Below are 19,518 nucleotides of genomic sequence, written 5' to 3' on the forward strand. Positions count from 1 at the left end.
AACGATTAGAACCGATGTTGGATTCGTGTTAAGTTATTATTTTTTAAGGCAAGCAGGTACGACTCCATATTCGATAACCCGATGAATGGTACCACGTACGTCAACTCGTTCAAATGTGCCATGATCCAGACTTATATGCATGGGCATGCCGTGAACGGGCCGCATCATCAGATTCGGAGTGATTTTTGCATTACGTACTAATGAAAAATTAAATCGTTGAAGAAGAACAGCGAGGACGATCTTAAGTTCTTGCATGGCGAAGTGCCAACCTATACACATATGAGGTCCTGCACTAAATGGTAAGAATTCAAACGCAGATGGTTTAATGGTCTGCCACCGGTGGGGTTTGAAATAATTTGGGTCCTCGTAAAGCTCAGGGAGACGATGTGTAATGAATTGGCTGAAAAATACATTGGTGCCCTCCGGAAGGGCGTAACCATCCAGCTCACAAGGGGCATTTGTAATGCGGGTACCGATGCTAGCTGGAGGAAGCAAACGTAAACTCTCTTTGACAACATAGTCCAGCAGGGAGAGTCGACTTAGTTTCTCCTGTGTCAGATGGCTTCCACCCATCACGGCGTTTAATTCTTCCATTAAGTTTGCATATATATTCGGGTGCTGTACCAGTAGAAAAAATGCCCAAGTCAAAGCATTTGCAGTGGTTTCATGACCCGCTGTATAGATTGAGAATGCATGTCCGACTAATTCTTCATCCGATAATGCTGAGCCCTCCTCATCATATCCTCTAATAAGTGCTGCTAGTACATCCGTTGCATCAGACTCCTGTCGTTTCTCATGAATCATGGACCGTATTTGAGTATTAAGCTGCTGTGCATTACGTAGTGAGCGACGATATGGAGTGAAAGGAATATTGAGTGGAGCAAGCGTGGCAAGCAGAAAAGACTTCGTAAACCGGTTAATCAGCATCCCCATCGTATCCATCATTTCACTATTTTGAACACCGAATAACGTTTTAAGGGCGATGCGCTGCGTTAACTTTTTCATTTCAGTGTTAACGTCAATCAGGGTACGACCTCTCCATTCGTCTGCCAACTGTTCCGTTATTAACGTCATGTCCTGGCCGTATCTTTCAATTTGACTGTGCAGAAAGGCGGGCTGTATCAGGCGACGATGCTCTTTGTGCTTTTCACCGCTCATCAACAGCAGATTATGGTAGAACAAATCCCCCATAACCGTGTCTTTGGGTATTTTAACAAGAGCCGTGCTCATCTCAAAGAAGTTCGGGTTGGATAGAATTTGACGGTTCAGCTCAGGACCAAACGCAAATACAGCTGAAGGTTTGACGCTTTGCCCCAGGGCCGAAAGTTTACCATACCCTTCTAACAATTTTTGTTGAAATGCGAAAGGGCTGCGAAAAAAGTGAAACATATTGATCCTCCAGCCGAAGGCGGAATGGGGTCCAGGGATTCGGTTCATGATCACACTTCCTTTTTTATATAATTTGTAATGAAATGTTTCATATAATTCATAATAAATTCACGAAGAGAATTAAGCAAGGTATTTTTGAACTATATGAATTGCATTATTACAAAACATTCAGTATAGTTTTATACGAGAGGTGAGAAGATGAACGGCTATCAACTACGCACGGAGAAGAAAAAAGAACAAATTATGAAGACAGCCTTTGATTTGATAAGCAAATATGGAGTGGATAAGACAAGTGTTACAGAAATTTCCAAACACGCTCGCGTGTCTCCCGTCTCCATTTATAATTATTTTGGCAGTAAGGAAGAGCTTATACGTATGACGTTTATCGATTATATGAGTAAAATCATGCACGAGTATGAGAAGCTCCTGGAAGAGCCTATCCCTTTTCAAGAAAAATTAAAATTGTTGTTGGGGTCAAGAATGAACAGCGTGGATCAAATCAATGTGGATCTTATTCAAATCAGCAATGAACCGTCTGTTCGGGAGCATATCGAGGCTTTTTACAAGGAAAGGACGATTCCCTTTTTTGTGAAATTGATTGAGCAAGGCAAGCAGGAAGGAGATATTGATCCCCATATTTCGATAGAAGCGGCTTTGTTCTATATTCAAGTGTTTAAGGATGCGCTAGCGCGTCCGGGATTCATTGCACAAGCAAGCCCAGCTATGCTTCGGGATATTGATCGACTATTCTACTATGGGTTGATTGGGAGAGGGGAGCATTCTGGGGGAGAGAGAACTTAGTGAGATTGTTGACATAGGGATTAGGCAGACAACCTTTGGTGAAGACCAAAGGTTGTTTTGGTTTGTGTACAGCATCAAAAGCAATATGTAATTCCAAGACAGCACGCATTGCGATTCGGGATGTTCGCATCAATCATCGATCGCAACAAGTTATGCCCGCATCTCCGCCTCGAGACCGAGTGCAGCGCTATACCTGAGACGGTATGACCCTGCCGGGATATCCGGTATGATGTGTTTAACGAATGTTGCAGGGGGATTCATGGCAAGGAATATTCAATCAAAAAAGTAAGGTGGTGTTACAGCTGCTGCACAAATTGCTTAAATCCGTCATGCAGAGCACCTGGATGATATGGGAACGCATCTTTGCATTCATATCCCGGTTTCGCAGCTCGCATATCTCACACTTTGGCATATGCACGGTGATGATTAAGAAGCATCAGGGGGAACCCATCGTCTGTGAGGATTCCACAGTCATACATAATGGAGATTTAATCGGTGAGCTTCATCTGGACAACGAAACGATCCTGAGGTTAATTCGGTCGGAAGGACCGGATCGTGCGGCTTTGAAAATCGCGAGGCTCGGAAGAAAATCCATGAAGCAGATAAGCTGTGCCTACGAAAACCAGACCGAGTTCAGCGAGGTCAGCGCCTTGGTCGGAATTACGCTGCTGCACCGCGGCCTGACGCATGGACTCGGATTCGAGCATCAAGAGATGAAACCCGACATTTTTCAGAAGATAACGACTTTGTACCTCCGCATGCTGCTGTCTGTCATGCACCCGGAGGGCAAAAGCCGCATCGAACGAAGAACCGAATTGCTTGTCCCGATGATGCTGATCCATACCCGGTCTTCGCTGAGGAAACGCTTTTCAATGCCGGATAGAAGGCAGGCACATGAAGATGGATATGGGGCAAGTCTGGTATCGGCTACGATTGAAGGTTAAAGGTTGAAGGAGGAGATCCATACATGGAGGATTGGTATAAACTGGACCACGCCGGGAAACTGTTCCCCGCGGTGGCGGGAAGGGAGAATTCTTCGACCTACAGGTTGTCGATGATGCTGACGAGTCTCGTTCACGAAGAGGTTTTACAGACGGCATTGGATGAGGTCATATCGAGATTTCCGCTATTGAATGTCGAACTGAGAAACGGCCTGTTCTGGAAATTCCTGAGGGAGAAGGAGACACGTCTGATGGTGGAGCCGGAATCCACCTATCCCTGTGCACCTGTCACGCTATCGGGAGCTAACGGAAGTCTGGTGAGGGTTCTATATCACGGCAACAAGATCAGTGTGGAGATATTCCATGCACTGACCGACGGTGGAGGGGCGCTTGAGTTTCTCAAAACCCTGGTATTCCAGTATTTATATCGGATCGGTGAGAGTGTGGAGGACAGGGATGGGCTAATTTTGCCGCCCGCCTCCTTTGCCCGTTATGCCGAAGCGCAGGACAGCTTTAAGGCTCACTATACCTCCACGGTTTCGGAAATCAGGACGCCGGAGGCCTTGCAGATTCCAGGTACGCGCTTTTCGCCTTATGGTCACAACGTGATCCACGGAATGATTCACGCCTCCCGGCTGAATGCAGCAGCCAAGCAGCACGGGGCAACCCTTACTGCTTACTTGACGGCACTTCTGATCATGGCGGTTCATGACTCCACGCTTCCCTTGAACAACGAGAACCGACCTATTGTGATCAGCATGCCAGTGAATCTGAGAAAAATCTTTCCTTCCAGCAGCCTGCGTAATTTTTTTGCGGTTATTAACATCGGCGTGCGGATCGAAGCAGGCATGACATTCGAGCAGGTGCTCGAAATTGTACAAGCCCAGATGAAAGAAAAAACAACCAAGCTGTATCTAACTCAAGCGATGGCCAGCAGCATGAAGTACGAGAAGAACCTTCTATCGAGATTTACACCCCTGAAGTTGAAGGATCTCGCGATTCGGTATGGATTCGACCATTACGGTGAGGAAGCCAAAACCCTCACGCTTACCAATCTCGGCCGAATCGATATTCCTGCCAGCATGGGAGCGCATATTGAAGCGATGGAAACAACGATGTATCCCACAGCCAAAAGCCCGATGAATTGTGCCGTATGCTCCATTAACGATCAGCTCACAATCACCTTTGCACGGAATATCGTCGAAAACGATGTGATCCAACACTTCTTCCGCCAGCTCTCCGGCTTAAGCGGTCTGGACGTGAGGATTATCAGCAATGATTGGGGGATGGGGGCATGAGATGCGAGAGCTGTGGCGTTACCGTGGATCCGGTGCATGCAGCGTGTCCCTTGTGCCGTAGGAACTTACATGGCAAGGATGCAGCATTATTAGCTGGTAATCGATGGTATCCCGCCTATACGGTTCGGGAGGAGGAGCGTGCCAGCACTCTTCTCTCCAAGTGGCTCGCCTTTATTGTTGTAGCCGTCATCAGTGTTTCCGTCATAATTAACGCGCTGGGAAATCGCGATGTTTGGTGGAGTCTGTATCTGATGCCCTGTGTGCTGTATGCCTGGCTGTTCATCAGACATACCTTGATGTCCCGATCACATCTTGGCGGCAAGGTCATCGTTCAACTGCTCGGATTGTCCGGCATGCTGCTGTGGATCAATGTGGTGGCGGATACAAATTACTGGTCGACCGGCTACGTCATCCCGTTCCTGATGATGGCGGCAACCTTTTTCATAACGCTGATCTGCAGCACGAAAAAAATGCGTTGGCGGGAGTTCGCAGGATACCTGCTAACCCTGATTCTCCTTGGATTTATCCCCTTGCTGCTGTATGCCGTCGGCATGTCGCACGTGTTATGGACAGCCGTTGCGGCTGCGCTGTACGCGCTGCTCACCTTTGGCGGGATGTGCCTGCTCGCTGACAAGGGATTCCGCCAGGACATCAAGCGCAGATTACATTTTTGACAGGAGGAATGCAGGGTGAATACAATCAGGATTCGAAGAATGGCAGATTATGACCGTGACGTTCGCAGGGAAGTGGCCGAGGTATTTGTTGACGGGTACTATAACGAGCTGTCCTATTTCACGCAGGACAGGAACACGCTGCAAACAGCCTTTCAAGACTTGTTCAGTCCTGAGGTGTTTTATGTGGCTGAGGTGCAGGGCGTGATCATCGGGATTCTGGCTTGTTCCCATAACGGACAGCGGGCGATGCCGGTGGCGTTAACCCCGCTTCAGGATGCTCTTGGAGACAAGACCGGCAAACTGGCTTATGAGGTTATGAAAAACGAATTTAATCTGGCGCTGCCATACGATGACGATACCGGCTATATCGAATGTGTGGCCACAACGGAAAAAGCACGCGGCAAAGGAGTTTCTACTGCGTTGATGAAGCATGTGATGAAGGAGCTGCCCTACAGGCGTTATGTCCTGGAAGTGGCGAACAGCAACGAAGCCGGGCTTCGGCTGTATCCGAAATTAGGATTTCGGGAGATTGAACGCAAGCCCGAAGGGCACTCGGAGGATTCAGGATTCCATGAACGCATTTATATGGAGTGGAGTAAGCCCCTCAACCTAAACCTGAATAGATAATCTTGAAAGAGAACGACCTTCTGACCTTCGGCTTCGATTCCAATTCGAAGCGGGAGGTTTCTTGTTTTTTGAGCTTCAGACATGATACTTTAGTATGTATCGCCAGCTTAACGGCATACTTCATACTGAAGTGAAGATGTTGAGTACCGAATAGATGTGGATTGCGGGGTGACGCCATGTTTGAACTGCTGATCACGATGACCGAGCGGATCGGGATCATTGTGACGATTGCCTTTATTGTTACCCGTCTGAGATTTTTTCGGACGATGATAAGTCAGGACAAGCTGGCGCCTGTGCAGCAGCTGCAAGCCATATTGGTTTTTGGCGTTCTGGGTATCGTCGGAACGTATACGGGCATAACCGTAAATACCGAATCGCTTGAAGTGAACAAATGGATGATGCAGGTTACCGGAGAAGAAGCGATTGCAAACTCCCGGGTTGTCGGCGTAGTCATGGCCGGAATGTTCGGAGGTTGGAGAATCGGGCTCGGCGCAGGCCTGATAGCAGGACTCCATCGTTTTACATTAGGCGGTTTTACGAGTCTGGCCTGTGGCTTGGCCACCATATTAGCAGGACTCTTGGCCAGCTTGTTTCATAAGAAGAATGAGAAGGTTTCTTTTTCAGCGGCACTGTTAATGGGGGCGTTGGCAGAATCTCTTCAGATGCTGATCATCCTGCTCTTGTCGAGGCCATTTGAACAGGCCGTGTCTTTGGTTGGATATATTGGAGTTCCGATGATTGTAGCAAACGGGATCGGATGTGCTTTATTTCTGCTGATTATCCGGTCCGTATTGAATGAAGAGGAGAGGATTGCTGCCCTGCAGGCCCAAACCTCACTTCGTATCGCTCGCAGGACGCTTGCCTACATGCGTCAGGGCATGAATCCACAGTCTGCGGAGGCGGTATGCCGGATCTTATACGAAGAAGTCAAAGCCAGTGCCATAGCCATGACCGATGATCGTGTTATTCTGGCTCATATCGGGACAGGGGATGACCACCACGCAGCAGGCCGACCGCTGCAGACTGAAGTAACACGCCGGGTCATTGAACAAGGGGAGCAATTGATCGCCGATCGGGATCATATTCAATGCCAGAAGACGGAATGTCCGCTTGGGGCGGTGATCATCGGGCCCTTGAAACAAGGGGAACACACCGTGGGTACCCTAAAGTTCTATTTCAGCAGTCCCAAGGATATCTCGCATGTAACGAAGGAACTGATGTCCGGTCTTACCATGTTGTTAAGTTACCAGCTGGAGGCCGCTCAGTTGGCCGAAACCAAGGAGCTTGCCAGAGAAGCTGAGATTAAGACGCTGCAAGCCCAAATCCATCCGCATTTTCTGTTTAATACATTGAATACCATACTATCTTTAACGCGGATTGATGCAGAGAAGGCAAGAAAACTATTGCGGAATCTATCGAATTATATCCGTCAGAATCTGTCGGCAGCAACCTCTGAGAAGGCGACGCTTCAGGATGAGCTGCAGCATATACGTTCATATATGAGCATTGAACAGACTCGATTCGAGGATAAACTGTTTATTCGCTATGAGGTGGAGGATGCCGCGCTCCATGCGCTGGTGCCGCCGCTGACCTTGCAGCCGTTAGTGGAGAACAGCATACGTCACGGCTTCAGGGACAAGACGGACAACTGTGTCATCGATATCCTCGTTGAGGGTGAACCTGCCTCAGGCGTATCCGTCACGATCAGGGATAATGGAGAGGGCATTACGCCGGAACGGCTTCAGTACCTGGGCCGCCAAATGCTCGATTCAACATCGGGAACCGGAATGGCCGTGTACAATGTAAATCGAAGGTTAACCTTGATGTATGGACCCGAGGCATCACTAAACATCAAGAGTGACAAATCGGCAGGAACCGAAATCAATTTCCGAATTCCGCCTGCAGTTAACGTTAAAATCCATTCATGAAGGAAGGGGACCCATCACATGACCGAACGTATTCGAACACTGATCGTGGACGATGAACGTTACAGCCGTGAAGAACTGATCTTTCTATTAAAGCAGCATCCGGCATTGGAAATTGTCGGGGAAGCAGATTCCGGGGAACAGGCGGTGTTAAGGACGATGCAGCTGCAGCCGGAAGCGGTGTTTCTGGACGTAGAAATGCCGCGGATGAACGGACTTGAGACGGCAAGAGCATTAACGAGATTGAAGAATCCCCCCCAAATCGTGTTTGCAACGGCGTATCCTCAATTTGGCGTGGAGGCTTTTCAATTCGAAGCGCTGGACTATCTGTTAAAGCCGATTGACGAGGAACGTCTGGCAGAGACCGTAAGGCGTCTGGAAAAAGCTTTTCATAAAGAAGCTTCCGCCGCACATCTTCCTCTTAAATCCTCCGGCAAGCTGTCGCTGGAAGAGAACGGCGAGATTCTCTTTATCGATCCGGACGAAATTATCTATATCTCACGTGAGGATACATATTCCAAGATCGTCACAGCCCATAAGCATTACCGTGTTAAAACCCCGTTGAAGGAGCTGGAGGCCAAACTGCAGAAGTATCCGTTCTTTCGAATCCACAAAAGCTACATGGTTCACCTGGATTATGTTAACAGGCTGGTTCCCTGGTTTAACGGTGCATTCCAGCTTGAGCTTAAGGACTGCAGCGATAAACTTGCTGTGAGCCGAAACTATGCCAAGGCGTTTCGCGAAGCCATGGAGTTATAGCAAGCGGTGTTTGGGTAGCAATGCAGTAAGGGATGATATAGAAATAGAGCTGGATGTACATGCCATGATATGCGTGTTAATCTTCATTTTGCGCATCTTGATGAGCGGGAACGACATGTTAACTCAAAACCGACCTCTCGTCTTGCTGAATTGTTTATAATCAATGTAAGCGATTCCAATAGAGGAGGGCGAAGGCATGTATACCTTCATTATATCCATCATTCTGCTTGTTGCCGGATATTTTACTTACGGTAAATACATTGAAAAAATGTTCGGGGTTAAAGAAGAGAGGGCCACTCCAGCCTATGTCAATCAGGACGGCGTTGATTACCTCCCCATGAGCTCCAATAAAAACTCTCTTATTCAGCTCCTGAATATAGCCGGTGTAGGGCCGATCTTCGGCCCGATTATGGGAGCACTGTATGGACCGGTTGCTTTTATCTGGATTGTGCTCGGATGTATATTTGCCGGAGCCGTCCATGACTATCTGACAGGCATGATCTCGATCCGTAACCGCGGCGCGCATTTGCCGGAGCTTGCAGGCAAGTTTCTGGGGAAAGTGATGAAGCATGTTGTGAACGCTTTCGCGATCCTGCTGCTGATTCTGGTGGGTACAGTCTTTGTTACTTCACCGGCCAGTTTGCTTCACAACCTGATGAACGGCAAAGTCAGCCTGTTGATCATCACACTGTTTATTTTCGGTTATTATATTTTGGCTACACTGCTGCCGATCGATAAGATCATCGGCCGGTTTTATCCCATTTTCGGTGCACTGCTGCTAGTTGCCTCATTAGGTGTCGGCGGAATGCTGATCATTCAGCAGGTGCCCATACCGGAATTGACTCTAGCCAATCTTCATCCTGATCAAATGCCGATCTTCCCGCTGTTGTTTCTAACTATAACCTGCGGAGCTCTGTCCGGATTCCATGCAACCCAAACACCGATCATTTCCCGGACTACGCAGACCGAGAAGCAGGGACGTAAAATTTTCTACGGTATGATGATTGCCGAGGGCATTATTGCGATGGTGTGGGCGGCCGCTGCCATGAGTTTGTTCCAAGGGGCCAACGGTTTGAATGAGCTGCTTGCTACAGGAGGAACAGGTCTCGTGGTAAGTGAAGTAGCGAAGGTAACGTTAGGAGCCGTAGTAGGCACACTGGCTGTGCTGGGTGTCATCGTATTGCCGATTACGTCAGGTGATACCGCTTTCCGCAGTGCGCGGATGATCATTGCCGATTATATCAAGCTACCTCAGTTCAGCATGAAAAAACGTCTGCTCATTGCGGTTCCGCTCTTTGTGATCTCCATTGCGTTAACGCAAATTGACTTCAATATTCTGTGGAGATATTTCTCTTGGGCCAACCAGGCGACAGCCGCCATTGCTCTGTTTGTCGGTGCGATGTACCTGTTCATTGCCCGTAAGAATTACTGGGTGGCTCTGATTCCGGGTGCGTTTATACTCTATACAACCACGGTGTATATTTTGAACGCCGAAATCGGCTTCAGGCAGTCCTTGAATGTATCGTATGTTGCAGGTGCGGTTATCAGTGTCGTGCTCGTGATCCTATTCTTCAAAGCGGCGCAGAAATCTCGCGCAGCCGAGCTGTCGCTGGAGGTGGATATCTCCGATTACCGCAACATCGCATCATGATCGAGAGTCCGTATCCCGCGATGCCAACAGCTAAGAAATTGTCCCCATAGTAGATAGTCTACAGGGCGTAGCCCCAATTCTCATTCATGAACGGCCAAAAAGGTCGAAGACAGGCTCTATATGAGTTCTTGTCTTCGACCTTTTTTCATGCGCGCCCAAACTCCAACTCTATTTATGACAGGTGTCATATGGATTTCTTTACAGGTGTGAATGTTGCTCCTCACGGTTCGCATTTACAATAAAGCTGCGAGATTAACCTACGAGGGAAGAAGGGAAGGCAACCATGGAACAACGAACGAACCGCATCCGCCTGCTGGATATATTGAGAGGCTTCGCCATCCTGGGAACGCTCGGGACGAATATCTGGATTTTCGCTCATGCGGGAGACCTGAACTATATCACCACCTCTAACTACGAGGGCTGGTGGGAGATGAACGATTTGCTTCGCATGATCGTGCTGTTTCTGGTGAACGGGAAACTGCTCGGCCTACTGACGATCATGTTCGGCGTCGGACTGGAGATGAAGTACCGTCAGGCAAAACGTATAGGAAAGCCATGGCCTGGCGTTTACTTATGGGCCGTCATGTTTCTGTTCGTTGAAGGTTTGGTGCATTTTATCTTGGTCATGGAGTATGACATCTTAATGAGTTATGGCGTGACGGCCGTTATTGCAGCCTTTATCGTGAAGGGCGGCGACCGTCTCATCGCCCGCACGATGAACGTGATCGGCTGCCTCTACGCAGCGATGTTCCTGGCCCTCCTTGCACTGATGCTGACAAGCGGCGGTCTATCGCCGGGCAGCTTCGAAGCCGTCATCACACTATATCAAGAAGGGACGTGGCTTGATCAAGTCAGCTACCGCCTGGCCAACTTCCTTCCCCTCCGGATAGAGGCCATCTTCGTCATCCCGCTGAACATATTCCTGTTCCTGCTGGGCGTTCGTTTCATGCGCGCAGGGGTGTTCTCACCGGATGAGAATGGCAAAAAGCTGAGGGAGAAGCTGTTGAAGATCGGTCTATATGCCGGTTTGCCTCTGAATCTGCTCATTTTTATCCCGGGTGGGGCATTCGACCTGCCGGTCCGATACTTGTTTGCCCCGCTGATGTCGATAGGGTATATAGCAATCATTGCCAAAATGATACAATATACGAAGTGGGATGGGCTGTGGCGTCTTCTGGAGAATGCCGGGAAAATGTCCTTGAGTTGTTATGTGATCCAGAACCTCATCGCATCCGCCGTTTTCTACGGCTGGGGGTTGGGACTGGCCGGCAAGCTGAATTCCGCCGCCATTATCGTTGTTTGGCTGCTGATCTCCGTATCCCTTCTCGGATTTGCATCCTTGTGGCTGCGAAGCTTCCGGCTGGGGCCTATGGAGACATTCCGCAAAACGGCAATAGGATTATTCGATAGAAATTAGCAGGGGGTTAGGGATGCTCGACAAGCTGTATCCGAAAGACCAAATTAAAAATTATTTGCTCATAGATTTCGTGCTGATCGTGTTTTTATTCTACCGCGTGCTCCGTTTGGATGGGGCGCTGGGACTATGGAGCAGTCTTATGCTGCTCCTGCTGTTTCTCGTCTCCTTTTATTTTGCGTTGTGGCGCCGGGACGGCGGGCTGCTGGCGGCCGTATTGTCCGGCCTGTTCGTTCTTGCGGTCCTCGCGGTGTATATCGGTCCGGTCATCCTATGGTTCGGGTTTATTTTTGCCGACCTGCTTGGCAGGTCCAGATCCAAAGGGCACATCGCGATCGGCAGCGCGGGCATTGCCCTTTCCTTTATGTTCGTGTTCTTCATTCGGATGGAACCGCTGCTCCAGATATCTAATGCCGTGTACTTGCCGGTGATGATCATCCAGACGGTGTACCCCATCGTCATTTATATCAAGGAGAAATCCAAAAGCCTTCAAGGAGAGCTTGATGCTGCGAACGAGCAGATTGCGAAATATATTCAGCAGGAAGAACGGCAGCGGATTGCAAGAGATCTGCACGACATCTTGGGACAGACCTTGATGATGATTAAATTGAAGAGCGAGCTGGCCACCAAGTGGGTAGATAAAGATACTGCCCAGGCGAAGCGGGAGCTAGGCGATATTCTGGCTACCTCCAGAACGGCGATCAAGCAGGTGAGGGAACTGGTATCGGAGATGAAGTTCATCTCTCTTCCCGGCGAACTGGAGCATTCGGTAGAACTGCTCCGAACGGCAGGCATCGCACTTTATATTGAATATCATGGCAAGACACCGCTGTTATCCAGCGTGGAAGAGACGATGCTGTCGCTGTGCGTCCGCGAGGCTACTACCAACATTATCAAGCACAGTGGTGCAAAGCGGTGCACGATCACGCTGGAAGTCAAGGAGCAATCCTACGTCATCCATATTACAGATGACGGCAAGGGGGTTGCGCAGCAGGAAGGCGGGAATGGCATTCCGTCAATGGTGGAGCGAATGCAGATCTTAGGAGGCTCCTTCGCGATTTGCCCATCCCCTGCGGGAGGGACGGTTCTGTCCCTGAAACTTCCGATTCACCAGCACGAGAAGGAGGACGATTCATGATTCGGATTATCATTGCCGAAGATCAGAAAATGCTTCGCGGCGCTTTCGCCTCGCTGCTCCGATTCGAAGACGATATCGAGGTGGTGGCGGAAGTGCCGGACGGGGAACAAGCATGGGAAGCAATACGGCATCATCAGCCGGATATATGCCTGCTCGACATCGAGATGCCTGGCATCAACGGCCTTGAGCTGGCCGAGAATATCCGGCATGCCGGCTTACCGTGCAAGATTATGATCGTTACAACCTTCGCGCGCCCCGGCTATTTGCAGAAAGCGATGAATGCGCAGGTGGAGGGTTATCTCTTAAAGGATGAGCCGATCGATTTCTTGATCGAGGCCATTCGGCGGGTCATGAAGGGCGAGCGAGTCGTCAGCACCGATCTGGCGGCGGCACTGTTCATGAAGGGAGAGAATCCGCTGAGCGAGCGGGAAATCGAAATGCTTCGCTTGACCAAGGAAGGGATGACGACAGGCGAAATTAGCAAGGCTCTATTTCTGACTACAGGGACCGTACGCAATTACTTGTCCTCTGCCATTCAGAAGCTGGAGGCTGATTCCAGGCAGCAGGCGGCCGCCATCGCGGAGGATAAAGGGTGGCTCTGATTCGTGTTGTGCATCATGATCCTGAGCACGTATCCAGCAATAGCATAAGCAGAAACCGTCTATGGATATTGTCCATGGACGGTTTATTTTTTTCTAAATCAGATAGCCATGTAAAGAGCATGCCCATGCCCTATGGATTATTTCCGTAATTAATCGACAAGCGTCCCTCATAAGATGAAGTGATGGAGCATTCATTCCGAAAGGAATTGTGGGAGGTGGAATGATTTGTTGTCGATATTGCTATTCATTTTTGCCATCGGTGCCGCCATTGCCAGTGTGGATACAACCTGCGGCTTGAATGTATTGGGCAGCCTGGACAGCACGAAGGTCAGCAAATTCAGATATGCGCTTGTGTATATTGCGTCCTGCACGCTGGGAGGAGCCGTGACGGGACTGGCAATAGGGCTCTTTAATTTTTTGCTCAAATTCACCCCTGTCGGTCTGTATCAGAACTACATCATTATCACGCTGTTTGCCGTATTCCTGGTGTTGGAGTTGATTCATCGAACGGGAATTCTTCCATCAGGCAATTTCATCGTTCCATCGGAGTGGATCAAGCACGCAGGTTATCGCTCTGCTGCATTATGGGGACATATTTTGGGTTTGGGATTCATCACGCTGCAAGTGGGCGTGCTGTTTCACGCCTATATTCTGGTTTCCCTGTTTGCTTCACCGTGGTGGTTGAGTTTGCTGGCTGGCATAACGTTCGGGTTCGTTCGGGGGATGGTATTCAGCCTGCCGCTGATCCGCTCTATTGTATATCGCATGCTTGAAAAAAGAGTACACAGCATCACGCTGCTCACCGCGGTGCGGCAAGCCGTTTCCAAGCTGCTGATTATCGGATCCATCATTTGGATCATCAGCTACTAAAGTTAAGGAGCCTGATAGACCTATGTATGAGCTTGTTGCCATATCGGTTACGCTTCCCATGCTCTTGTCGGTGGTGAGTTTTGTCTGGAGCCGTGTATTCGGTGATCCGGATCATTTTCCCGGAAGTGCCCGTCTGCATGTTCAACTCATCCTCTCACAAGCGGTGTCGATTACCTTGATATACTGCTTTCCATCAGCTGTCAGCTTCCTGATCCTCTCGGTACTTTATTTCACTCAGGGATTGGGTGTGGCTTACTTCATTAGGATAAAGGGGAGGGTGGACTGCGGCTGTCTGGGTCCTCAGATTAATTCCAAGCTGGGCTGGCCGTTGATATTGTTCAATTTAGTTATGGGTTCCATCGGTTTGGCGGCATACAGCAATCCCGACTGGTTTGTGTACGGTTACTCCTTCACCATAACAGGTCTGCTAATGGAGGGCATGCTGCTGCTGCTTGCACTGCTCATCATGGTGGGGGTCCCGGATGCCCTGCATGCGATCCGATTGTACCGCGATATTGCCGCACCTCATTATGCCAAACTCAAAAGATTTTAAGGAGGCTGCCGATGAACACATTCTTCTGGATCTCTTATTCCATTCTATGGCTTCTGGTTGTACCCTTGGTGATTCTGAATCTGGTCCTGTTCCGGCAGTTGGGAATTATGGTGATGGGCACCGCGAGGGGCGTGAATCAATCCGGTATTCCTGTCGGCAAAAAAATTCCCGAAGCCGTGACAACAAAGCTGCAAGGAACTGAGTGGTCCACCAGCGAGCTGATGGGCATGCCGTCTTTAATGCTTTTTGGCTCACCGACGTGTAAGGAATGCGCCGACATTTTGCCGGATTTCAAGCGGATTGCCGAGATGAACAACGTGAAACCGGTCCTGCTGTTATTCTCGTCTGTGGATTTAGCATCGGATTATATCCGAAAAATCGCATATGAGGATGAGGTGCTTATCGTAAGTTCGGAGTTTGCCAACCATCTGGATGTGCAGGTTACACCTTATGCGTATGCGGTGGATACGAACGGTGTCATTCGGCACAAGGGACTGGTTAACAGCCGGGAACAGCTCGAGGCGTATGCGAAGGCAGCAAGAGCTTCTTAAGAAGGGGTGTAGAGCATGTGGCGGAAGCCGGAGAGCAAGGATGAAGAGACACAGGTGCTGATCAGTCAGGTTACCCGGAAAATGAATCGCAAATCGCTTCTGAACCAATTTGCGCAAAAGACGGCAGAGGCGCTGGCCAAGATATTGGTTCGGCCTGACGATGATGAAATCGTCAAAATCTCGTTCGCCGCGGGCCCTTGCAGACCTCCGCACGGACAATATTGCACGGGCTGCGGGGCAGACGCCTCCTGCCCTTCAGATTATATCGTTTGTACACCCAACACGGTAATCACTGATTGCAAAGGGTTATGTCCTTATCCTGCCGGGTGGTGGTATACAAGTGATCCGGTCGGGCAGCGGGCGAAGTGTCAGGATTGCATCTCCCAACAAGCGCATCCTTACATCGGACGGGATTGGTGTTATCAGGGCGCACAGGTCTATGGACGTTATGTCATCTGTGCATGCAGGTCAACGGATATGTATTGAGCTGTTCGCAATCATCAGCGCATTCTCGCAAAAATTCAGCCGAACCTATGCTGATTTCGGACCAATGGACAAATAAACAGGTCCCCCTTTCGTTTTGTACAAGCTGTTAGCCGAACAAACATCCAGGAAATTGGAGATTATGACGGAAATCATTTCAACTTGGTCATAAATCATGCATACTTAATTTCCTAATAGGGTTGGAAGGGGCATGCGGCCATGGCTAAAGTAAAACGAGGGGATATCATTTTGTTCACTATGATCCTGATTATTGGATCTGTAACGGTTCTTCAATGGTGGAGCCATCAGCATGTGGCGTATGAGCAGGGGCAGCTCCAGGCGTTGATCACGGTCAATGGTAAGGAATATGAGACGGTCCCTTTGATCGGAGACGAGCGTGTCATTGATATTAAGACCAAATATGGCCATAACACGCTGAAAGTTTATGATTACGGCATACAGATGATATATTCGGATGCTCCGAAGAGCATTGCACTGGATATGGGGTTTATTTCAAAGCCATACCAGCAGATCATTTGCGTTCCGACAAGAGTCGTGGTTGAAGTGTTGGTTCCGGAGACTGAACAGGGAGAGTCGGATCTGGATGCCGTGGTTGGATAAGCGAATAGAATAGTGGAGGAGCCGGCTGATTAAGTCGGCTTTTTTCGGTTTTTCAAGGCCAATGTTATGGTGAAGCACTCGTAACTTTTTCGCGGAAAGATCGTTATAATTAGAGGATGAGTCGCATAACAACACATTGCCGAGAAATAAAATGGATGGGGGAGTAAAATGCTTTCCATTGTAAAAGGACCGTATCTCCAAAACCCGGCTGAGCATTGTATAACCGTCATGTGGGAAACTTCGTTACCTGCGTCCTCCAGAGTGGACGTCTTGCTGGCTGAGCGAATACACAGCGGATATCAAGGGAACTACAAGTTGCCGGATAAGCCATTCGGCACGTTCACTGTCGGGTCTGAATCCAGGATTCACCAAATTACAGTAGAGGGTCTTGAGCCGGGGACCATCTATTATTACAAGATTCACTCACGCAATGAATCAGGTGTGATTGAATCCAAGCTGTATATGTTCAAGACCGCGGTAGGACGCGGTGTGCCATTCTCCTTTACGGTGACCAGCGAAACCGGAGGATACAGCGGGTTTGATGCTACAGACGGTCTTATCAATCAGAGGATATTCAGCCAGATGAAGCAGTATAGACCCGATATTGCCTTATTTGTCGGGGATGTTGTCAATGACGGGAAGAACGATGAGGATTGGAATACATATTTCTTCGGACCCGGCCGCGATTTTTTTGTGGATACGCCATTTTACAGCTGCCTGGGGAATCATGAGGACAACGCATCCTGGTATTATAACCTTTTTGCTTTTCCTGAACCTCGGAACTATTATTCCTTCAACTATGGGGATGTTCATTTCGTCTGTTTGGACAGCACGGATTTGATAAAAAAGAAAGATTATCCTTACAGCTCCGGGGTGATGGGTCCGGGAAATCCGCAATATGATTTTTTGGTGCGTGATTTGGAATCGTCGTCTGCGCGGTGGAACATCGTGTTTTTTCACTATCCACCGTATGTTTCAGGCGGTTACCAAGTGGAGGCTCTCCGGCAGCTCTGTCCGGTATTTGAAGAGTACGGAGTGGATTTGGTTATGAGCTCGCACACGATTGTATATGAGCGAAGCCATCCGCTCCGAGACGGGATAATTGATTACGATCATGGGATTGTTTACATTGTAGCAGGTGGTGCCGGGGCCATGCCGGACTGGCTGCTTCCCAAGAGAGAGTGGCATACATCGCAGTCCTTGGCCGTACCGCATTTTCTTCAAGTGGTTGTTACAACGGACCGTTTGGAATTGCGTGCCGTCGATGACCAGGGGCGGTTATTTGACCAACTGCAGATACGAAAAAACACTGAGGGCAGAAGAGATTTCATCTAATAAAAAAGTTATTATAATAACTCGAAAGGAAAAGAAATCGAGTCTACCTTGATATGGGATGGAGATCAATTTGTTGCGCAGGGTTCAGGGGAATAGGATGAAGAAGTTCAAAATTACACTATTGATTCTGTTGGTGCTGTTGTATTGTCTCCCATTGTGTACGTACAGGTTAATGAAATGCTCTATGCCAAAAGGGTCAACGCTTACCTTCTTGAAGAAGAGCATTATCGGCAAGAAGAGATACAGTCCGTTCAAGGCATATGGGGAGTGAAGCTGCCTCCATTTTATACGGTTGTGATCTTCAAGGATGAGCCAGAAGTCGAATACATCTATTTTGCGCACAACCATATTATGCAGTTCGAGTACTGATTGACTCCCGAGGGAGAAGCTCGCGGAATTACCCGATCACAACTGAAACATTATAATCCTAGAGATTGATATGATATTATTTACGTATTGGATACGTTTACAAGGGGGAGCATCACATGTCCATTGCATGGCAAACATCACGTCTGCAGTTGAAGATTCTGGATCAGGATCGGGCAGCAGAAGTGGTGGATTTTATCGTCGGGAACGAGCCTTACTTCAAAATTTGGGAGCCTGTAAGGGAACCGGAATACTTTACGATTGGTAAACAAACAGAGCTTCTTGCGGCGGAAAGACGCAGTATAGCTGACGGCACCCTGTTCAAGGTGTGGCTGCATCAGGATGACAAGATCATCGGATCCGTAGCGGTCAGCAACATCGTTCGGGGCGTATTTCAATCGGGGCATGTCGGCTACAAGCTTGCACAGAGTCACACGGGAAAAGGGTATATGACCGAAGCGCTGAGCGCTGTCGTATCCCATTGCTTTGATACACTGGAGATGCACCGGCTGGAAGCCAATATCATGCCGAGGAATGCAGCCTCGTTGAATGTGGTGAGACGCTTAGGCTTCTATGAAGAGGGTATGGCAATCAAATACCTGAAAATTAACGGTGTGTGGGAGGACCATCTTCATATGGTTATCCGAAATGAACGCCTGGAGTAAAGTGCTTGAAGCGTTTTACCGAGACTCGAGGCCTGAGACGGGAGCTTTTGAGGCTGGGTCTTCGTTTTTTTGCGTTATATCAATATCATCAGCGCTGTGGAGGGGGTATCATGCTTCGGCCCCATTGTATTTCGAAATATAGGCTGTTGATTATCGATCGGGAGAGGGTACGTGTATGTCCAAAATGCCTAAGGTTGCCATCGGTTTGATATTGTTAATCATCGTGTCTTTAGCTTCAAATCTGGTATTATTCAACGCCTTACATAAGAATAAGCAAGAGAATGCCCAGAGCATTCAAAGAGTAGAAGAGAACATGAAGCAATTACAGGATGATATGCTGCTGGCCCAGTCCAAAATTACGCAGATGGATCGTGTTAATCCACAATCCGATGCTCATCAGCAACAGGAGGCTGTGGCGGTCAGCAGCATGAGCGACGAGGCCATTTCCGAGGTCCAAGCTGATATGAAGAAACTCAATCAGATCGTAGATCATCTGCCTCAGGTTAAGGAAAAGCTGGGTTTTATTCTAGCTGTTAAGAAGGAAGCTGCCGGCTATTCCCTTGTATTGGATGATGTAGAATGGTTCTCAGCTGAAGCAGCAGAGCAAGCTGCCGCCGAGGATGGCGTTCCTGACACTGCTTCTTTAAGCAATGGATTCTATATTCGCAATCCGGTAACAGACGATACGCATATACACCTCCCAACGGATGCATTGCTGTATGTACTGGACGGGTCAAGAACGGTTGAAGTGAAGCTTCATGAAATGGTCACGATGAATCTCGTAGATCGTTTGTTTCATGTGCGGTATGCGGGAGACTCTGCCATCCTATTAGAAGAACAATACAGACCTTAACC

The 19,518-nt window shown here is 48.8% G+C and carries 21 protein-coding genes; 20 read left to right on the forward strand and 1 reads right to left on the reverse strand.

Features of this window, described 5'->3' with window-relative positions; all coding sequences use genetic code 11:
* Window positions 1-36 precede the first annotated feature (36 nt).
* The gene (locus M2277_RS06645; RefSeq protein WP_280754423.1) at window positions 37-1,437 is read right to left on the reverse strand and encodes a cytochrome P450; all 1,401 of its coding nucleotides are present in this window, start codon (window positions 1,435-1,437) and stop codon (window positions 37-39) included.
* Window positions 1,438-1,587: 150 nt separating this feature from the next.
* Here M2277_RS06645 and M2277_RS06650 point away from each other — a divergent pair, with 150 nt between their 5' ends.
* The 20 genes from M2277_RS06650 to M2277_RS06745 all read left to right on the forward strand — a co-directional run bounded on the left by M2277_RS06650 (window position 1,588) and on the right by M2277_RS06745 (window position 19,516).
* Complete coding sequence (locus M2277_RS06650; protein ID WP_280754424.1) at window positions 1,588-2,190, forward strand: TetR/AcrR family transcriptional regulator; 603 nt, start codon at window positions 1,588-1,590, stop codon at window positions 2,188-2,190.
* A gap of 242 nt (window positions 2,191-2,432) precedes the next feature.
* On the forward strand, window positions 2,433-3,134 hold the full coding sequence (locus M2277_RS06655) for a YkoP family protein (RefSeq protein ID WP_063480565.1): 702 nt from the start codon (window positions 2,433-2,435) through the stop codon (window positions 3,132-3,134).
* Window positions 3,135-3,157: 23 nt separating this feature from the next.
* On the forward strand, window positions 3,158-4,429 hold the full coding sequence (locus tag M2277_RS06660; protein ID WP_280754425.1) for an alcohol acetyltransferase: 1,272 nt from the start codon (window positions 3,158-3,160) through the stop codon (window positions 4,427-4,429).
* Complete coding sequence (locus M2277_RS06665; RefSeq protein ID WP_152826160.1) at window positions 4,426-5,103, forward strand: DUF6320 domain-containing protein; 678 nt, start codon at window positions 4,426-4,428, stop codon at window positions 5,101-5,103. The genes M2277_RS06660 and M2277_RS06665 overlap by 4 nt, the downstream gene beginning before the upstream one ends.
* 15 nt (window positions 5,104-5,118) lie before the next feature.
* Window positions 5,119-5,730: a GNAT family N-acetyltransferase gene (locus M2277_RS06670; RefSeq protein ID WP_036637264.1), complete on the forward strand. Its 612-nt coding sequence runs from the start codon at window positions 5,119-5,121 to the stop codon at window positions 5,728-5,730.
* A gap of 176 nt (window positions 5,731-5,906) precedes the next feature.
* Window positions 5,907-7,658 (forward strand): LytS/YhcK type 5TM receptor domain-containing protein, encoded by a 1,752-nt coding sequence (locus M2277_RS06675; protein ID WP_280754426.1) that lies wholly within the window; start codon window positions 5,907-5,909, stop codon window positions 7,656-7,658.
* An 18-nt stretch (window positions 7,659-7,676) separates the two neighbouring features.
* Window positions 7,677-8,414, forward strand: coding sequence for a LytR/AlgR family response regulator transcription factor (locus M2277_RS06680; protein WP_280754427.1), 738 nt, complete (start codon window positions 7,677-7,679; stop codon window positions 8,412-8,414).
* 196 nt (window positions 8,415-8,610) lie between these two features.
* Complete coding sequence (locus M2277_RS06685; protein ID WP_036637270.1) at window positions 8,611-10,065, forward strand: carbon starvation CstA family protein; 1,455 nt, start codon at window positions 8,611-8,613, stop codon at window positions 10,063-10,065.
* Window positions 10,066-10,348: 283 nt separating this feature from the next.
* On the forward strand, window positions 10,349-11,482 hold the full coding sequence (locus tag M2277_RS06690; RefSeq protein WP_280754428.1) for a DUF418 domain-containing protein: 1,134 nt from the start codon (window positions 10,349-10,351) through the stop codon (window positions 11,480-11,482).
* Between the two features lie 13 nt (window positions 11,483-11,495).
* Entirely contained in the window at window positions 11,496-12,617 is a 1,122-nt protein-coding gene (locus tag M2277_RS06695) for a sensor histidine kinase (protein WP_148247104.1), read from the forward strand.
* Window positions 12,614-13,219, forward strand: coding sequence for a response regulator transcription factor (locus M2277_RS06700; RefSeq protein WP_063480573.1), 606 nt, complete (start codon window positions 12,614-12,616; stop codon window positions 13,217-13,219). Before M2277_RS06695 ends, M2277_RS06700 begins: the two co-directional genes overlap by 4 nt.
* Window positions 13,220-13,444: 225 nt before the next feature.
* Window positions 13,445-14,089: a hypothetical protein gene (locus M2277_RS06705; RefSeq protein WP_076151379.1), complete on the forward strand. Its 645-nt coding sequence runs from the start codon at window positions 13,445-13,447 to the stop codon at window positions 14,087-14,089.
* 22 nt (window positions 14,090-14,111) lie between these two features.
* The gene (locus tag M2277_RS06710) at window positions 14,112-14,642 is read left to right on the forward strand and encodes a MauE/DoxX family redox-associated membrane protein (protein WP_063480575.1); all 531 of its coding nucleotides are present in this window, start codon (window positions 14,112-14,114) and stop codon (window positions 14,640-14,642) included.
* A gap of 11 nt (window positions 14,643-14,653) precedes the next feature.
* Window positions 14,654-15,193, forward strand: coding sequence for a redoxin family protein (locus tag M2277_RS06715; protein WP_036637282.1), 540 nt, complete (start codon window positions 14,654-14,656; stop codon window positions 15,191-15,193).
* Window positions 15,194-15,208: 15 nt separating this feature from the next.
* Window positions 15,209-15,679 carry a hypothetical protein gene (locus tag M2277_RS06720; protein WP_148247107.1) on the forward strand — a complete coding sequence of 157 codons (471 nt, stop codon included), beginning with the start codon at window positions 15,209-15,211 and terminating at the stop codon, window positions 15,677-15,679.
* A gap of 216 nt (window positions 15,680-15,895) precedes the next feature.
* A complete protein-coding gene (locus M2277_RS06725; RefSeq protein ID WP_006210864.1) occupies window positions 15,896-16,297 on the forward strand; it encodes a NusG domain II-containing protein in 402 nt (133 codons plus the stop codon).
* A gap of 168 nt (window positions 16,298-16,465) precedes the next feature.
* On the forward strand, window positions 16,466-17,632 hold the full coding sequence (locus M2277_RS06730) for a purple acid phosphatase family protein (protein ID WP_280754429.1): 1,167 nt from the start codon (window positions 16,466-16,468) through the stop codon (window positions 17,630-17,632).
* Between the two features lie 144 nt (window positions 17,633-17,776).
* Window positions 17,777-18,001: a DUF3139 domain-containing protein gene (locus M2277_RS06735; protein ID WP_253806143.1), complete on the forward strand. Its 225-nt coding sequence runs from the start codon at window positions 17,777-17,779 to the stop codon at window positions 17,999-18,001.
* 116 nt (window positions 18,002-18,117) lie between these two features.
* Window positions 18,118-18,663, forward strand: coding sequence for a GNAT family N-acetyltransferase (locus M2277_RS06740; RefSeq protein ID WP_148247109.1), 546 nt, complete (start codon window positions 18,118-18,120; stop codon window positions 18,661-18,663).
* A gap of 175 nt (window positions 18,664-18,838) precedes the next feature.
* Window positions 18,839-19,516 carry a hypothetical protein gene (locus M2277_RS06745; RefSeq protein WP_148247110.1) on the forward strand — a complete coding sequence of 226 codons (678 nt, stop codon included), beginning with the start codon at window positions 18,839-18,841 and terminating at the stop codon, window positions 19,514-19,516.
* The last annotated feature ends 2 nt before the right edge of the window (window positions 19,517-19,518 follow it).

The organism is Paenibacillus sp. LBL (genome assembly GCF_029893715.1).
GTDB lineage: Bacteria > Bacillota > Bacilli > Paenibacillales > Paenibacillaceae > Paenibacillus_AQ > Paenibacillus_AQ glucanolyticus.

Coding starts and splice junctions, on each gene's coding strand:
- M2277_RS06645 (WP_280754423.1), bottom strand. CDS start 1,437: ATGAACCGAATCCCTGGACCCCATTCCGCCTTCGGCTGGAGGATCAAT.
- M2277_RS06650 (WP_280754424.1), top strand. CDS start 1,588: ATGAACGGCTATCAACTACGCACGGAGAAGAAAAAAGAACAAATTATG.
- M2277_RS06655 (WP_063480565.1), top strand. CDS start 2,433: ATGTTGCAGGGGGATTCATGGCAAGGAATATTCAATCAAAAAAGTAAG.
- M2277_RS06660 (WP_280754425.1), top strand. CDS start 3,158: ATGGAGGATTGGTATAAACTGGACCACGCCGGGAAACTGTTCCCCGCG.
- M2277_RS06665 (WP_152826160.1), top strand. CDS start 4,426: ATGAGATGCGAGAGCTGTGGCGTTACCGTGGATCCGGTGCATGCAGCG.
- M2277_RS06675 (WP_280754426.1), top strand. CDS start 5,907: ATGTTTGAACTGCTGATCACGATGACCGAGCGGATCGGGATCATTGTG.
- M2277_RS06680 (WP_280754427.1), top strand. CDS start 7,677: ATGACCGAACGTATTCGAACACTGATCGTGGACGATGAACGTTACAGC.
- M2277_RS06685 (WP_036637270.1), top strand. CDS start 8,611: ATGTATACCTTCATTATATCCATCATTCTGCTTGTTGCCGGATATTTT.
- M2277_RS06690 (WP_280754428.1), top strand. CDS start 10,349: ATGGAACAACGAACGAACCGCATCCGCCTGCTGGATATATTGAGAGGC.
- M2277_RS06695 (WP_148247104.1), top strand. CDS start 11,496: ATGCTCGACAAGCTGTATCCGAAAGACCAAATTAAAAATTATTTGCTC.
- M2277_RS06700 (WP_063480573.1), top strand. CDS start 12,614: ATGATTCGGATTATCATTGCCGAAGATCAGAAAATGCTTCGCGGCGCT.
- M2277_RS06710 (WP_063480575.1), top strand. CDS start 14,112: ATGTATGAGCTTGTTGCCATATCGGTTACGCTTCCCATGCTCTTGTCG.
- M2277_RS06715 (WP_036637282.1), top strand. CDS start 14,654: ATGAACACATTCTTCTGGATCTCTTATTCCATTCTATGGCTTCTGGTT.
- M2277_RS06720 (WP_148247107.1), top strand. CDS start 15,209: ATGTGGCGGAAGCCGGAGAGCAAGGATGAAGAGACACAGGTGCTGATC.
- M2277_RS06725 (WP_006210864.1), top strand. CDS start 15,896: ATGGCTAAAGTAAAACGAGGGGATATCATTTTGTTCACTATGATCCTG.
- M2277_RS06730 (WP_280754429.1), top strand. CDS start 16,466: ATGCTTTCCATTGTAAAAGGACCGTATCTCCAAAACCCGGCTGAGCAT.
- M2277_RS06740 (WP_148247109.1), top strand. CDS start 18,118: ATGTCCATTGCATGGCAAACATCACGTCTGCAGTTGAAGATTCTGGAT.
- M2277_RS06745 (WP_148247110.1), top strand. CDS start 18,839: ATGTCCAAAATGCCTAAGGTTGCCATCGGTTTGATATTGTTAATCATC.